This is a genomic window from Polaromonas sp., from assembly GCF_039930745.1.
In the GTDB taxonomy this organism is placed as follows: domain Bacteria; phylum Pseudomonadota; class Gammaproteobacteria; order Burkholderiales; family Burkholderiaceae_C; genus Polaromonas.
Window position 1 is genome coordinate 16,240 of record NZ_JBDTTH010000005.1, and the last position, 14,953, is coordinate 31,192.

The 14,953-nt window shown below is 63.2% G+C and carries 11 protein-coding genes and 1 riboswitch; of the genes, 8 read left to right on the forward strand and 3 right to left on the reverse strand.

The genetic code is table 11. The annotated features are described in order from the left end of the window. Positions 1–64 precede the first annotated feature (64 nt). From ABI660_RS03195 to ABI660_RS03215, 5 genes are all read left to right on the forward strand, one after another. A complete protein-coding gene (locus ABI660_RS03195; RefSeq protein ID WP_348064879.1) occupies positions 65–2,845 on the forward strand; it encodes a circularly permuted type 2 ATP-grasp protein in 2,781 nt (926 codons plus the stop codon). Positions 2,846–3,053: 208 nt separating this feature from the next. Then, positions 3,054–3,998 (forward strand): transglutaminase family protein, encoded by a 945-nt coding sequence (locus ABI660_RS03200; protein ID WP_348064881.1) that lies wholly within the window; start codon positions 3,054–3,056, stop codon positions 3,996–3,998. Between the two features lie 327 nt (positions 3,999–4,325). Beyond that, positions 4,326–4,796, forward strand: coding sequence for a RidA family protein (locus tag ABI660_RS03205; RefSeq protein WP_348064883.1), 471 nt, complete (start codon positions 4,326–4,328; stop codon positions 4,794–4,796). A gap of 5 nt (positions 4,797–4,801) precedes the next feature. Further along, positions 4,802–5,308: a hypothetical protein gene (locus tag ABI660_RS03210; RefSeq protein WP_348064885.1), complete on the forward strand. Its 507-nt coding sequence runs from the start codon at positions 4,802–4,804 to the stop codon at positions 5,306–5,308. Positions 5,309–5,470: 162 nt separating this feature from the next. Next, positions 5,471–5,625, forward strand: a riboswitch (FMN riboswitch). Positions 5,626–5,724: 99 nt separating this feature from the next. Then, the gene (locus tag ABI660_RS03215; RefSeq protein ID WP_348064887.1) at positions 5,725–6,225 is read left to right on the forward strand and encodes a 6,7-dimethyl-8-ribityllumazine synthase; all 501 of its coding nucleotides are present in this window, start codon (positions 5,725–5,727) and stop codon (positions 6,223–6,225) included. A 3-nt stretch (positions 6,226–6,228) separates the two neighbouring features. On the opposite strand, the gene ABI660_RS03220 is transcribed toward ABI660_RS03215, so the two are convergent. From ABI660_RS03220 to ABI660_RS03230, 3 genes are all read right to left on the reverse strand, one after another. Continuing rightward, on the reverse strand, positions 6,229–7,080 hold the full coding sequence (locus ABI660_RS03220) for a dienelactone hydrolase family protein (protein WP_348064889.1): 852 nt from the start codon (positions 7,078–7,080) through the stop codon (positions 6,229–6,231). Between the two features lie 37 nt (positions 7,081–7,117). Next, complete coding sequence (alaS, locus tag ABI660_RS03225; RefSeq protein ID WP_348064891.1) at positions 7,118–9,766, reverse strand: alanine--tRNA ligase; 2,649 nt, start codon at positions 9,764–9,766, stop codon at positions 7,118–7,120. Between the two features lie 89 nt (positions 9,767–9,855). Continuing rightward, on the reverse strand, positions 9,856–11,271 hold the full coding sequence (locus tag ABI660_RS03230) for a PLP-dependent aminotransferase family protein (RefSeq protein WP_348064893.1): 1,416 nt from the start codon (positions 11,269–11,271) through the stop codon (positions 9,856–9,858). Between the two features lie 182 nt (positions 11,272–11,453). Here ABI660_RS03230 and gabT point away from each other — a divergent pair, with 182 nt between their 5' ends. The 3 genes from gabT to ABI660_RS03245 all read left to right on the forward strand — a co-directional run bounded on the left by gabT (position 11,454) and on the right by ABI660_RS03245 (position 14,952). Next, a complete protein-coding gene (gene gabT, locus ABI660_RS03235; RefSeq protein WP_348064895.1) occupies positions 11,454–12,746 on the forward strand; it encodes a 4-aminobutyrate--2-oxoglutarate transaminase in 1,293 nt (430 codons plus the stop codon). 26 nt (positions 12,747–12,772) lie between these two features. Beyond that, complete coding sequence (locus ABI660_RS03240; RefSeq protein ID WP_348064897.1) at positions 12,773–13,858, forward strand: ABC transporter ATP-binding protein; 1,086 nt, start codon at positions 12,773–12,775, stop codon at positions 13,856–13,858. A 65-nt stretch (positions 13,859–13,923) separates the two neighbouring features. Further along, a complete protein-coding gene (locus tag ABI660_RS03245) occupies positions 13,924–14,952 on the forward strand; it encodes an ABC transporter substrate-binding protein (protein WP_348064899.1) in 1,029 nt (342 codons plus the stop codon). Position 14,953: the final 1 nt, after the last annotated feature.

A 14,953-nucleotide genomic window follows, 5' to 3' on the forward strand; every position in this document is an offset into this window, starting at 1 on the left:
AAGATCGAGTCAATTGCACCCTGCGCGGTCCGCCGCGTAGGCATAAAGGCATACTTGGGCCACCGTGGAACACAACGACTCACTTTTTGCAGCGGCAGCGCTGGAAGCGCCTGACGATCTGGCGCGAGCCCTGGCCCTGCCGGCTGCAGCCGGCCATTTTGACGAGTTGCACGGCCGCACCCTAGACAAAGCCTTGGCCGCCAGCGGCCAGAGCCAAAGCCAGACCCAGCAATCGCTGCAACTGGCCGGTGCTGCACTGCCACCCCCCATACCCGACGCCAGCGTGCCTGCGCCCGCCTTCGCCGGCCTGGCGCCTGAATGGACCCGCTTCTTCAATTTCCTCGGCGGCGACGGTTTTGACGACCTGAACCACCGCACAGCCAACCTGCAACGCCAGATCCGCGACAACGGCGTCACCTACAACGTCTATGCGGACGCCAACGGCCCGCAGCGGCCCTGGTCGCTGGACCTGTTTCCGCTGATCCTGTCCACGCAGGACTGGGCGCAGATTGCCACTGGCGTGCGCCAGCGTGCCCGGCTGCTGGAGCACATCATGGCCGACGTGTATGGCCCGCAGCAACTGCTGGCGCTGGGCCTGCTGCCCGCGGCGCTGGTGCAGGGTCACCCCGGCTACCTGCGCGCCATGCACGGCGTGTTGCCGGCCGGCGGGACTTTTTTGCACATCACCGCCTTTGACCTGGCGCGCGGCCCGGACGGGCGCTGGTGGGTGGTGTCGCAGCGAACGCAGGCACCATCTGGCCTCGGCTACCTGCTGGAGAACCGCCTGGCGATCTCGCGGCTGTTTCCGGAAGCCTTCCGCGAACTGAAGGTGCAGCGCCTGGCAGCCTCCTACAAGGCGCTGGTGGACGGCATGAAGGCGGCCAGCCCGGCGCAGGCCTGCGGCGAGGAAAGCCGCATCGTGCTGCTCACTCCCGGCCCCTACAACGAGACCTATTTCGAACACGCCTACCTGGCGCGTTACCTCGGCCTGACGCTGGTCGAAGGCAGCGACCTGCTGGTGCGCGACGACAAGCTTTACCTCAAGACCCTGCAGGGGCTGGAGCCCGTGCATGGCCTGCTCAAGCGCCTGGACGACGAGTTTCTGGACCCGCTGGAACTGCGCTCCGACTCCACGCTGGGCGTGCCCGGCCTGCTGCAGGCCATACGCGCCGGCAACGTGCTGGTAGCCAACGCGCCAGGCTCAGCCTTTCTCGAGTCCAGCGCGCTGCTGGGCTTTTTGCCGGCGCTGTCGCGCCACCTGCTGGACCAGCCGCTGGCCCTGCCCTCGCTGGCCACCTGGTGGTGCGGCGAGCAGGCTGCGCTGCAGTCGGTCCTGCCGCGCCTGAAGGACTGTGTCATCAAGGGGACCTATCCAGAGTCCGGCATTGAATCGGTGATTGCACAGACGCTGTCCCGCCGCGAGCTCGATGAATGGGCCGGCCGTCTGGTCCGGCGCGGCGAAGACTACACGGTGCAGGCCTATTTGCCACTGTCCCAAACTCCCACCTGGCAGGGCCAGAGGATCGCGCCGCGTTCCACCATGCTGCGGGTCTTCGCGGTGTCTGACGGCGCGGGCTCCTGGCAGGTGCTTCCCGGCGGCCTGGCGCGGCTGGCCGGCCCTAACGACAAGATCGCCTCCATGCAGCAAGGCGGCAGCAGCGCCGACGTGTGGGCACCGGCCGAGGCCTCAGCCCCGGCAAGTACAGGGCGGACCGCCAGCCCGGCAGTCAGCTCCGACTTCGCACCGCTGTCCCCTTCCGGCGCAGAACCGGGCGCCGCGCCGCGTGTGATGGCGCGCACCCTGCACAAACCCCCGGTCACCAGCCGCGCCGCCGAAAACCTGTTCTGGCTGGGCCGCTACACCGAGCGCACCGAAAACGCCATCCGCATGGCCCAGCTGACCCTGCAGTCCCTCAACGGCGAAGACCAGTCGTCGCGGCCGCTGCTGGCCTGGCTCTCGGAGCTGGCCGTGAAAAACGGCCTGGTGCTGGACTCGGTGCCGCCTGCCACCCAGTCGCGCCGCGTGTTCGAGCGCTCGCTGATTGCCAGCCTGGCCGACACCGAGAATGCTGCCAGCGTGGGTTACAGCTTGCGTGCGATCAAGGGCGCGGCTTCGGCCGTGCGCGAGCGGTTGTCGCAGGAGCAATGGCACGTGATCATGCGCGCCGAGACAGATTTTTTCCGGCGCTGCGAAGCCTTCAGCGGGCCCGAACACCCGGCATCGCAGGCACTCGAATATTCGTCGGTCGAAGCCCTCGCCGCACTTGAATCGGCCAGCGGCTTCCTGGCCGCGATGACCGGCGCGCAAACCGATCGCATGAGCCGCGACGACGGTTGGCGCCTGCTCAGCACAGGCCGCCATATCGAACGCCTGAACACATTGGCGTCCGCGCTGATCCTCGGCTTTGAAACCGGTGCCGTGTACGACGAAGGCGGTTTCGGCGCCATGCTGTCGCTGTTCGACAGCACCATCACCTTCCACGCGCAATACCAGCAGCAGCGCAATGTGCCGGCACTGCTGGACCTGCTGGTGCTCGACCGCGACAACCCGCGCTCGCTCGGCTGGGTCACGCAGACGCTGCGCGGCCGGCTCGCGCGCCTGGCCGAAAACACCGTGGGCGCGCCGCAGCCGGTGCCCGACCTGACCCCCACCCTGCCCGACCCGGGCAGCTGGCTGCTCGACGACCTGTGCACACCCGCCCCCGGCGCCCCGGACGAGGAGCCGTACGCGCGCTTGCTGGCCCAGCTCGAGCAATGCTGCAACGCGGCTTTCGAGCTATCGGACACGCTGAGCCGGCGCTACTTCAGTCACGTGGCCCCGGACGAACACAGCCTGGGCGCCTGAGTCCGGCCGCAATACTCAGTAGGCCGAATCAATGAAATTCACTGTCACTCGACCGCCCCTCGCCGCGCCATGCGGCGTTTCAAATGCGCGCCGGGCCAGCGGGCCCGCCTGTGCTTTGCGCCTTGCCTGGCACGCCGCTGGGCGGCCGCTTGCCAGCGACTTCACTGACTCAGCCTACTAGCAATCTTTCCTCATTTTTGTTTCGGCGATGCTGCTTCACCTTGTTCATGAGACGCGTTATGCGTATACCCCCACCGTGGAAAGCGCGCACCATGTGCTGCACCTCCGGCCAGCCATCCATCCAGGCCAGCAGTTGCTGCGCCACCAGCTGACGATCACTCCCCCACCCGCGCGGCTGCAGGAACTGACCGACGTGTACGGCAACTGCCGGAGTTATTTTTCGCTGCACACGCCGCACGACCGGCTGACCGTGGTGGCCGACAGCATTGTCTCCACGCTGGCGCTCAGCACGGGGCCTGAAAACACGCTCGCCGGACTGCCTTGGGAGCAGGTGCGCGAGCAGTTCCGCTACCAGGCCGGCGCCGCCTACGACAGTGCCTGCGAGTTCGTCTTTGCCTCGCCTTACGTGCCGCGCGACGAGGCATTTGCGGAATTTGCCCGGCCCAGCTTTGTCTCGGGCCGGCCGCTGCCGGAAGCCGCCCAGGACCTGATGGAGCGCATCCACGAAACCATGACTTACGACAGCAAGAGCACCGAGGTGGGAACACCAGCGCTCGAAGCGCTGCAACTCGGCAAAGGCGTGTGCCAGGACTTTGCCCACATCATGGTCGCCTGCTGCCGCGCCATGGGCGTACCTGCGCGCTACGTCAGCGGCTACCTGCTGACCTCGCCCGCCCCTGGCCAGCCGCGCCTGATCGGCAGCGATGCCTCGCATGCCTGGGCGTCGGTGTACTGCCCGGTGGAAAGCGAGAGCGCCGGCATGGCACTGGCCGACGGGCAAAGCCCCGGCGTCTGGCTGGACTTCGACCCCACCAACAATCGCGCCCCCGGCGAAGACTACGTAACGTTGGCCACCGGCCGGGACTTCCTCGACGTGTCGCCCATGCGCGGCGTGATACGCGGCGGCTCCCGTCACGTGCTGAATGTGGCCGTGACGATGACGCCCATCACCAAGCTCCCCGAAGCCGAGTGATGCCGGCTGGCCGCCAAGCCGCGGCACGCCCTTCACTTCGCGGGCTAAAATTGCCATAAATCGTCTGAACGCGCTATATTTTTCATAGCGGCATGCGCCCGTACAATAAGGGCTAGCGGCCTGTAACGTTGAAATAGGAGGCGAGGAACGCGTGAGACGGGGTTCGATGCAAGGCGCAAAGCACAGCGATGCCTCAGGCATTGCGCGCATTTGCAACGCCGCAGCGTGCCCTGTATCGCGCGGGCAGCGACTTCTGGTTTCAGCGTTACAGGCCACTAGTGGCATATTTCATTCAAATTTTTAACCATCCACCTTCTGGAGCATTTCATGAGCACAAGCACCGGCAACGTCTACGACAAACTCAAAGCCCTGGGCATCACTCTGCCGCCCGTCGCCGTGCCCGTAGCAGCTTACGTACCCTTTTTGCAAACGGGAAAACTGGTTTTCCTGAGCGGCCATATCGCCAAAAAAGACGGCAAGCCCTGGGTGGGACAACTCGGCAAGAACATGGCCACGGAAGAAGGCAAGGCCGCCGCGCGCGCCATTGCCATCGACCTGATGGGCACGCTGCACGCTGCCGTGGGCGACCTCAACAAGATCACGCGCATCGTCAAGCTGATGAGCCTCGTCAACTCGACCGGTGAATTCACCGAGCAGCACCTGGTGACCAACGGCGCCAGTGAATTGTTTGCCGAAGTCTTCGGCCCTGCGGGCAGTCATGCCCGTAGCGCCTTCGGCGTTGCCCAGATTCCCATGGGCGCCTGCGTCGAAATCGACCTGATCGCCGAAGTCGGCTGAGCGGCATGTTTTCTGCTGAGAAGATATCCGTTGGCCTGCTGGTATTTGTGGCGCTGTCTGGCGCCGCTCTGGCGGCGCCAGACCTTGTCGGTGAATGGAAATCAGATGCGGCACGCTCGACGGCATTCAACGACGCGCATGCCAAACTCCAGCCCCAGACAGCGCGGTTTCTGTCACAGCTGATGGGGCACATGACCTTGAAGATCACGGCGAGCACGTTCACATTTGACATACCCGATGTCCGGACCGAAACCGCCGAAGGTAAAAAGAGTCTGCTGCAAGGCTTCCGGGAAAGCCAGAGCTATCAGCTGCTGGGCACAACGGACAAAACGGTGGCCATCAAACATGTCGCGCCAAAGTCCAGCTCTCCGCGCATCGCCGTCTACAACTTCGAAAGCCCGGACGTCATGTGGATGTACGTCGACAACGCCGACGACGCGGGGATGACGCATGTCCGCGAGTACTTTTTCAGAAGACCGGCAAGCGCACCGCCCAAGGATCCGGCACGCTGAATCTGTTTTTGGGCAGGCGAACAACCCTGTAGCTGCCTGAAAACCGCACAATTTCTCAACGTCCCTTCGTTTCCCTACGCACCGTAGGGCGGTCAGAAAGGGGCGCGTTGACGTCACTCCCGTCGGACTTATGATTACCCCGCTCTGGCCATTTTGCCGGGGCAGCGTTCTCAGGGCGGGGTGAAATTCCCCACCGGCGGTGTTTGCGTGCAAGCGCATCAGCCCGCGAGCGCCCGGCTTCTTCACGGAGGCCGGGGTCAGCAGATTCGGTTCAACTCCGAAGCCGACGGTCACAGTCCGGATGAAAGAGAGCGCGAAGTCCATGGCCCCGCTGTGGGCTGGCGCCTGCGCGCCGGCCTGCCGGGGCCACCGGCTCGTGCGCCCTGATTTCTGGTTACCGTTTTCAGGAGAAGCCCATGAGTCAGAGAGATCCCCGGGCGGCCACACTGCCGCAACAACACCCCGCCAGATTCTGTTTCATCCAGGCCGGCTGGCACGCCGACATCGTCAACCAGGGACGCGACGCCTTCCTGGCAGAAATGGCCAAGCACAGCGTGCCGCAGGAAAACATTGACCTGCTGGAGGTGCCAGGCGCCTTCGAGATCCCGCTGCATGCGCAGCAGCTGGCACGCTCAGGGCGCTACGCCGGCATCGTGGCTTGCGGCTTGGTGGTGGACGGCGGCATCTACCGCCATGAGTTTGTGGCCGACGCCGTGATCAGCGGCCTGATGCGGGTGCAGCTCGACACCGGCGTGCCGGTGTTTTCGGCGGTGCTGACACCCCACCATTTCCACGAACATGAAGAGCACCGCCGCTTCTTCAGCGAGCACTTTGTGGTCAAAGGCAAAGAGGTGGCGCAGGCCTGCCTGCGTACCGTCGCCAGTTTGCAGGAGCTGCGGGAACTGGCGCCGGCCTGAGCGCTACTGGAAAGCCTTGTGCAGCACCTCGCGCAGCCGCGCGTAGGCAGCTTCGCGTGCCACCGGATTGGGGCCGACTTGCACGCCCTGACCGGGGTGAATGCCATTGGGTACATCCATCCGCACCTGCAAGCGGCCGGCCGGGTTGTCGAAGTCGTGGTAACTGTCGGGATAGACGTTGACTTCGGCGCCGACGGCTTTGCCCAGTGCAATACACGGAGCCGGTGGCGTCCAGTCGTCTTTTTCACCCAGCATCAGCACCAGGGGCACGCCTCTTTTGTAGCCCGACTTCTGCGCGGCGCTGCAGCCCGGGTAAAACGCGATGGCCACCGCGGGCCGTACGGTCTGCCCGCGTACGTCGGCACGCGACACGTCGGTGGCGGAGAGCACAGCGCTGCCGCCATGCGACCAGCCCAGCAAGGCAATGTGCTCAGCTTTTGCCCACGGTTGCACGGCCACCCAGGCCAGGGCTCCCAACGCATCGGCACGGCGTTGCGCCTGGTCTATGTTGCGGGTGCCAAGTTTCTGCGTACACAGCTCCGTCTCGCCACGCGGCGTGAGGCTGTCGGGAAACACTGCGGCATAACCTTGGGCCACTAGCAGGTCGGCCATGGCTTGGTGCCGAGCGTTCAGCTCACCCTTACGGGAACCCACCGTCGCGTAGAGGCCGCCGCAGCCGTGCAGCGCAATCACTGTGCCTCTGGGCGCCTGTCCGGCGGGCTGGAACACCCAGGCCTTGAGTGCTGTTCCGTCGAGGCTGTAAAAGTGCACCTCTTGCGGCGCGGCCGCAGCCGCGGCCGAAAAGGCCAGCAACACCAAGTTCGCAGCAAAAACCGCCTTCAGCCCTTGTTTCACCTACGCCACCAGCTATTGTTTTTGTAGCATTCAACCATCATGTCCGCTCGGCCACCCAGGCCTGGACAGACTTCAACGCATCGCCGAGCCTGGAAGGCTCAGTGCCGCCGGCCATGGCCATGTCGGCCTTGCCGCCGCCCTTGCCGCCTACCTGCTTCGCAACAAAGTTGACGAGTTCGCCAGCCTTGACCTTGCCCACGCTGTCGGCCGTCACGCCTGCCGCGATCTGCACCTTGTCGCCATCCACGGCGGCCAGCACAATGACAGCGGTTTTCAGTTTGTCCTTGAGCTTGTCCATGGTCTCGCGCAAGGTCTTGGCGTCTGCGCCTTCCAGCCTGGCGGCCAGCACCTTCAGGCCCTTGACGTCGATCGCCTGCGACATCAGCTCGTCACCCTGCGCCGAAGCCAGCTTGCCCTTGATGGCCGTCAGCTCTTTTTCCAGATCGCGCATCTGCTCCAGCAGGCTGCTGACCCGGGCCGGCACTTCGTGCGGCGTGACCTTAAGCGTGCCAGCCACGCCGCCCAGGGTGGCTTCCATGGCCTGCACATAGTTGAGCGCCGCCAGGCCGGTGACGGCCTCAATGCGCCGCACGCCAGCCGCCACGCCGCCCTCGGCGGTGATGGTGAAAAAGCCGATGTCGCCGGTGCGTGCCACGTGCGTGCCGCCGCACAGCTCCTTGCTCGAACCAATGCTCAGCACACGCACCTGGTCGCCGTACTTCTCGCCGAACAGCATCATGGCGCCGGTTTTCTGCGCCGCTTCCATGTCCATCACACTCGCATCGGTCGCGGCGTTGGCCAGGATCTCGGCGTTCACGCGTGCCTCGATCTCGCGAATCTGTTCATCGGTCACCGGTGCGTTATGAGCAAAGTCGAAACGGGTTTTTTCGGCATCGACCAATGAGCCTTTTTGCTGCACATGGTCGCCCAGCACTTCGCGCAAGGCCTTGTGCATCAGGTGTGTGGCGCTGTGGTTGCGCACGGTGGCGGCACGCACGGCCAGGTTGACACGTGCCGACACATGGTCGCCCACGTTCAGCGTGCCCTGCGCCACGCTTCCGTGGTGGCCGTACACGTCACCCTTGATCTTGAGCGTGTCGCCCACCTCGAAGTGCGCCGAGCCGCTGACCAGCTCGCCCTGGTCGCCCACCTGGCCGCCGCTTTCGGCATAAAACGGGGTGGTGTCCAGCACCACCACGCCCTGCTGGTCGGTCTTGAGCGCCACCACCGGCACGCCGTCGGCGTACAAGGCAACAATTTTTCCGCTGGCCTCCAGGCTCTCGTAACCCGTGAAGGTATTGCCTTCGCCGGAGTATTCCAGCGCGCGGTCCATCTTGAACTTGCCGGCCGCACGCGCCTGGTTTTTCTGTTTGTCCATGGCGGCGTTGAAACCGGCCTCGTCTACCTCGACACCACGCTCGCGACAGACATCGGCTGACAGATCCAGCGGGAAGCCGTAGGTGTCATGCAGCTTGAAGGCCACGTCTCCAGGCAGCACTTTCGCGCCGCCGGCCAGGGCTGTGTCCAGGATGGTCATGCCGATTTCAAGCGTCTCGAAGAAGCGCTCTTCCTCCGCCTTGAGCACGGCGGTGATGCGCTTTTCATCGGTCTTGAGCTTGGGGTAGGCGTCCCCCATCAACCGTGCAAGGTCCGCCACCAGCTTGTGGAAGAACGGCGTCTTCTTGCCCAGCTTGTAGCCATGGCGAATCGCGCGGCGAATGATGCGGCGCTGCACATAACCGCGGCCTTCGTTGGACGGGTTGACGCCGTCGCTCACCAGGAAGGCGGTGGCGCGGATGTGGTCGGCAATCACGAACAGACTCTTGTTGCCCAGGTCTTTTTCGCCAGTCTCGCGTGATGCCGCCTTGATCAGCTCGGCAAAAATGTCTATCTCGTAGTTGCTGTGCACATGCTGCAGGATGGCGGCCAGACGTTCGAGGCCCATGCCGGTGTCCACACACGGTGCGGGCAGCGGCGCCACCGAGCCGTCTTCGGCCATGTTGAACTGCATGAACACGTTGTTCCAGATCTCGATGAAGCGGTCGCCGTCTTCATCGGGGCTGCCGGGCGGGCCGCCGGGGATGTGGTCGCCGTGGTCGTAAAAAATCTCGGAGCACGGGCCGCAGGGGCCGGTGTCGGCCATCATCCAGAAGTTGTCGGACTTGTAGCGGCCGCCCTTGTTGTCACCGATGCGGATCACGCGCTCGGGCGGCAGGCCGATTTCCTCGGTCCAGATGTCGTAGGCCTCGTCATCCTCTTCATACACGGTGGCCAGCAGGCGATCCGCCGGCAGCTTGTAAACCTCGGTCAGCAACTCCCACGCCCACTTCAGCGACTCGCGCTTGAAGTAGTCGCCAAAGCTCCAGTTGCCCAGCATCTCGAAGAAGGTGTGATGGCGCGCGGTGTAGCCCACGTTCTCCAGGTCGTTGTGCTTGCCGCCGGCACGCAGGCAGGCCTGCACAGACGCCGCGCGCACGTAGGGGCGCTTGTCAGTGCCGAGGAACACGTCCTTGAACTGCACCATGCCCGAGTTGGTGAACATCAGGGTCGGGTCGTTGCCCGGCACCAGCGAACTCGACGCCACCACGGTGTGCCCCTTGGACGCGAAAAAGTCCAGAAAGGTCTTGCGGATGTCGGCGACGGTGAATGCAGGCGTGGAAGCTGGCGTAGAGGTGGGATGGCTCATGGTCTGGAAGATTGGTTTTGGCAAGGCAGGCGCCCCTCGGGCTCGCCCGCTGGCTAAGCCCTCGATTATAGGTTTGGGGGGATGTCCGCCTATTGGGCGGTCTGCCGGCCCAGATCAATCCGGTGGGACAGGAATCGCCACAAGCGCTCATCGTCGCTGAAAGCCACGTTAAAGCGCAGCCACCCCGTCGGGTGGGGCTCCAGCAGAAACAATTGCCCCGGGCCGAGCATGATGCCCTCGGGCGTAGCCTCCTTGGACAGGACGGAACTGTCGGGAAGGTCCGGATGCCGAGCCCACAGGTACATGCCGGCTCCCGGCTCATGAAACAGCTCGAATCCCAGCGCGGTCAGGTTCTTCTCGGTCTTGCGATGTGCCAGCGCCAGCTTTTCACGAAGCGACTTGAGGTGCTTGCGCCAGCGGCCGTCGGTCACCACCCCGAAAGTAAGCCGCTCGGCAATGTCCGAAGATGTGAGCCCCGAAATCATCTTGAGCTGGGCCAGATCCTCGATCAACTCCCCTCGCGCCAGCAGGTAACCCACGCGCAGGCTCGGCGAAATTGTCTTGGAATAGCTGCCGATATAGATGACACGCTGCAACTGGTCCAGGCTGGCCAGCGTGGACCGTGAGGTGGGGTCCATGTCGGCGTAGATATCGTTTTCCACCAGTGTGAACCCATGCGCTTCGGCCAGTTGCAGCAGGCGGTGCAGGTGGGCCGCCGAAGCCACCGAGCAGGTCGGGCTTTGCAGACGGGGTTGTGTGAAAAAGGCCTTGGGCTTGTGCACCGCCAGCAGCGCCTCCAGCGCCACCAGGTCATAACCCGTGGGGGTACGCGGCACACCCACCAGCTTGGCGCCCAGAAAACGCAGCATGAACATCAGGTTGGGATAACCGGGGCTGTCGACCAGCACCGTGTCACCCGGCTTCACGAGCTGCCGGGCCGCCAGGTCCAGCGCCTGGCTGGAGCCTTGCGTCAGCAGCACCTGGTCAACCTCGACCGATATCTGGTTTTCAGCAAGCGCCTCCGCAATGATCATCCGCAGTGCCATATGCCCGTAGGGAAGGCCATAACCTTCCAGGGAGGAGCCGTCCGCTGACAGGTGCCGCATGCTGCGGCGAAGCGCGTCCCCAAACAGGAAATCGTGCGGCAACCAGCCGCAACCCGGTTTCATCGGCAGGTTGCGGTTTTCAAATATCTGCTTGAGGTACCAGCGTGCGTCAAATTTCGGCTGTTCGGGCAGCGCATACGGCGCACCCGACGCACCATCATCGCCCCTGCGCTTGACGAAAAACCCGGCGTTGGCCCGGGAAACAAGCCAGCCCTGGGCCACAAGGCGGTCGTAAGCTTCCACCACGGTGAAGACGCTGACGCCATGCATGGCGGCAAAAGCGCGAATGGAAGGCAGCTTGACCCCCGGTTTCAGCGCTTGCCCGGCAATCATCCCACGCAGGCCGTCAACGATCTGGCTCACCAGTGGGGTTTGCAGCTCCGGGCTGAGTGTGAGCATCAAAAAACCAAAAAGAGCAGATTGTGCACAGCAGTTCTCACGCACCGGGTTGGGGAATCCATGTACAGGATTCTAGACCTGCACAGTATGTTGAAAAGAACGCAAAGGTGTACATGGACGGGCCTGGCGCGGACTTCTAAAGTCCGCTCATCCCCTTCTTAAACCCGGAAATCACTTTCATCATGCAGTCAACTCAAACCTCCAACAACGCCGCCCTGATGGCGCGCCGCCAAGCCGCCGTGACACGCGGCGTGGGCCAGGCACACGAGATTTTTGTCAGCCGGGCAAAAAATGCCGAGCTGTGGGATGTAGAAGGCCGCCGCTATATCGACTTCGCTGGCGGCATCGCCGTCCTCAACACCGGCCACTTGCATACTGAAGTCATCGCCGCGGTCAAAGCCCAGCTCGACCTCTACACACACACCTGCTTTCAGGTGGTCGCCTATGAGCCCTATGTTGAACTGGCGGAAAAGCTCAATGCCCTGGCGCCCGGCAATTTCGCCAAAAAGACCTTGTTACTGACAACCGGCGCCGAGGCGGTCGAGAACGCGGTCAAGGTGGCGCGGTCCTACACGAAGCGCCCCGGCATCATTGCCTTCACGGGTGGCTACCACGGCCGGACCAATATGACCTTGGGCATGACCGGCAAAGTGGCGCCCTACAAGTTGGGGTTCGGCCCCTTCCCGGGCGAGGTGTTTCATGCGGAATACCCCAACGCGCTGCACGGCGTGAGCATTGACCAAGCGCTGCACTCGGTCGAGCAGATCCTCAAAAATGACGTGGAGCCCGAGCGCGTGGCGGCCTTCATCATTGAGCCGGTGCAGGGCGAGGGAGGCTTTTACATCGCCCCACCCGAGTTCATCAGCCGCCTGAAAGCGCTGGCCGACCGGCATGGCATCCTGCTGATTGCCGACGAAGTCCAGACGGGTGCGGGGCGAACTGGCACCTGGTACGCCAGCGAACAATGGCCGGTGGCGCCCGATCTGATTGCCCTCGCCAAATCCATGGCGGGGGGTTTCCCCATCTCGGGCCTGGTCGGCCGGGCCGATGTCATGGATGCGCCGGGCCCCGGCGGCCTGGGCGGCACCTACGCCGGCAGCCCCATCGGTTGCGCAGCCGCGCTGGCCGTGCTCAAGGTCTTCGAGGATGAAAAGCTCCTGGCACGCAGCCAGACAATGGGCGCCCACCTTCTCAAAGGTTTGCACGCTATCGCGAAAAAAGAACCCGCCATTGGCGATGTGCGCGGCCTGGGTGCCATGGTGGCCATCGAACTCTTTGAAAATGGGGACCTCGCCCGCCCTGACGCGGCACTGACCAAACGCGTGGTCACCGAAGCCGCCCGGCGTGGCTTGATATTGCTCTCATGCGGCACCTACGGTAATGTGATCAGGATTTTGGTTCCCCTCACGGCATCCGACGCCCTGCTGGACGAAGGCCTGCAAATTCTGGCCGACAGTTTCACCGCATCGCGTTGATCTCCGTGACCAGTTCAGGAAAGACGATGACCGATAGCGATGTCCTGGTGCGCTTTTCAGGCGTGCAGAAAACCTATGACGGCGAACAGCTTGTTGTGCAGCAGCTCGACCTTGACATTCGTCGCGGGGAATTCCTGAGCCTGCTGGGCCCCTCGGGATCGGGGAAAACCACCACGCTAATGATGCTGGCCGGCTTCGAGTCCCCCACGGCGGGCGAGATTTTTCTCAATGGCGCACAAATCACAGGCACGCCGCCGCACAAGCGCAACTTCGGCATGGTGTTTCAAAACTATGCGCTGTTTCCCCACCTCACGGTGGGCCAGAACGTGGCCTATCCGCTCACTGTTCGCAAGGTTTCGAAGGCCGACCAGGTGAGCCGCGTGCAGCGCGCGCTCGACATGGTCCGCCTGTCGGGCATGACGGATCGCCTGCCCGGACAGCTTTCGGGCGGGCAACAGCAGCGCGTTGCACTGGCGCGAGCACTGGTGTTCGAACCCCAGCTGGTGCTGATGGACGAACCGCTGGGCGCACTTGACAAGCAGCTGCGTGAGCACATGCAGATTGAACTGAAGGAGTTGCACAAGCAACTGGGCGTGACGTTTGTCTATGTCACCCACGACCAGGGCGAAGCGCTGACGATGAGCGACCGGGTAGCCGTTTTCAACGATGGTGCAATCCAGCAGCTGGCGCCGGTAGAGACACTGTATGAAACGCCCTCCAATCGTTTTGTTGCCGGTTTCGTCGGTGACAGCACGGTACTCAAAGGCAAGGGACATACGGCTGGCATTGAATTGCCGGGTGGCCGTGTTCTGAACGGTATCAACGTCAATCAAGCCGCTGCCGGTGCGCAGGTCGAGGCCTACATCCGGCCGGAGCGCATTATGTTGCATCGCCAGGCGCCGGCTTCATCGGTCGATGTTTTGCCGGCCCGCGTGGCGCGCATCATTTATTTCGGCGATCACTTGCGGCTGCTGTGTGATGTCGGTGCCGGCCAGGCAGAAGCGACCGTCAAGCTGCCCCTGACGCTGTTGAATGGCCAGGCGCCGCCGCAACCGGGTGAGACCGTGCATCTGGAATTCCCAGCTGCGTTCACGCGGATCTACGCGGCGTAAGCGCTTTCTCTCTCACCATTTTCAACGTCACCTTTACCTTTATCAACCACCGAGGAAATAGCACCATGAAGAAAAACATCATCGCCATCACCGTGGCTTCGTGCCTGGCCTTACCTGCGCTTGCGCAGCAGCAGCTCACCGTCGTGAACTTCGGCGGCGCGAATGCCAACGCCCAGAAAAAGGCCTATTACGAGCCCTACGAAAAAATGGGTACCAAAATTGTTGCCGTGGAATACAACGGAGAGCAGGCCAAGATCAAGGCCATGGTCGAGACGAAAAAGATCACCTGGGATGTGGTCGAGGTCGAAGCACCCGACGTACAGCGCGGCTGCGACGAAGGCTTGTTTGAAAAAATCGATTTCAGCAAGATCGGCAACAAGGCCGACTTTCTGCCGGCCGCTGTGAAGGAATGCGGCGTCGGCGTTTTTGTATGGTCCACCGTGATGGCCTGGAACGCCGACAAAGTCAAAACCGCCCCCACCAGCTGGGCAGACTTCTGGGACGTCAAGAAGATCCCGGGCAAGCGCGGCATGCGCAAAGGCGCCCGCTACAACCTGGAATTCGCGCTGATGGCCGACGGCGTCAAACCCGCCGACGTTTACAAAGTTTTGGGTACCAAGGACGGTGCCGACCGCGCATTTCGCAAGCTGACAGAGCTCAAGCCCAACATCCAGTGGTGGGAGGCTGGCGCCCAGCCCGCCCAGTTCCTTGTGGCCGGTGACGTCGCCCTCAGCACGGTCTACAACGGCCGCATTGACGCCGCCAACCGCGAGGGCCGCAACCTGAAGATCTACTGGCCCGGCGGCATTTATGACCTGGACTACTGGGTCATTCCCAAAGGCGCCCCCAACAAGGACGCATCGATGAAATTCATTGCCTTCGCCAGCCAGCCCGCTACGCAGGCTGTTTATGCCCAGAACATTGCCTATGGCCCGGTCAACAACAAGGCCCTGGCCAAGCTCGACAAAAAGGTATTGGATGATTTGCCAACGTCGCCAGCCAATGCGAAAGAGGCCATCCAGATGAATGTCGGCTTCTGGGCCGACCAGGGTGAGGCGCTTGAAAAACGCTTTGCCTCCTGGGCCACGCAATAAG

Coding starts and splice junctions, on each gene's coding strand:
- ABI660_RS03200 (WP_348064881.1), top strand. CDS start 3,054: ATGCTGCTTCACCTTGTTCATGAGACGCGTTATGCGTATACCCCCACC.
- ABI660_RS03205 (WP_348064883.1), top strand. CDS start 4,326: ATGAGCACAAGCACCGGCAACGTCTACGACAAACTCAAAGCCCTGGGC.
- ABI660_RS03210 (WP_348064885.1), top strand. CDS start 4,802: ATGTTTTCTGCTGAGAAGATATCCGTTGGCCTGCTGGTATTTGTGGCG.
- ABI660_RS03215 (WP_348064887.1), top strand. CDS start 5,725: ATGAGTCAGAGAGATCCCCGGGCGGCCACACTGCCGCAACAACACCCC.
- alaS (WP_348064891.1), bottom strand. CDS start 9,766: ATGAGCCATCCCACCTCTACGCCAGCTTCCACGCCTGCATTCACCGTC.
- ABI660_RS03230 (WP_348064893.1), bottom strand. CDS start 11,271: ATGCTCACACTCAGCCCGGAGCTGCAAACCCCACTGGTGAGCCAGATC.
- gabT (WP_348064895.1), top strand. CDS start 11,454: ATGCAGTCAACTCAAACCTCCAACAACGCCGCCCTGATGGCGCGCCGC.
- ABI660_RS03240 (WP_348064897.1), top strand. CDS start 12,773: ATGACCGATAGCGATGTCCTGGTGCGCTTTTCAGGCGTGCAGAAAACC.
- ABI660_RS03245 (WP_348064899.1), top strand. CDS start 13,924: ATGAAGAAAAACATCATCGCCATCACCGTGGCTTCGTGCCTGGCCTTA.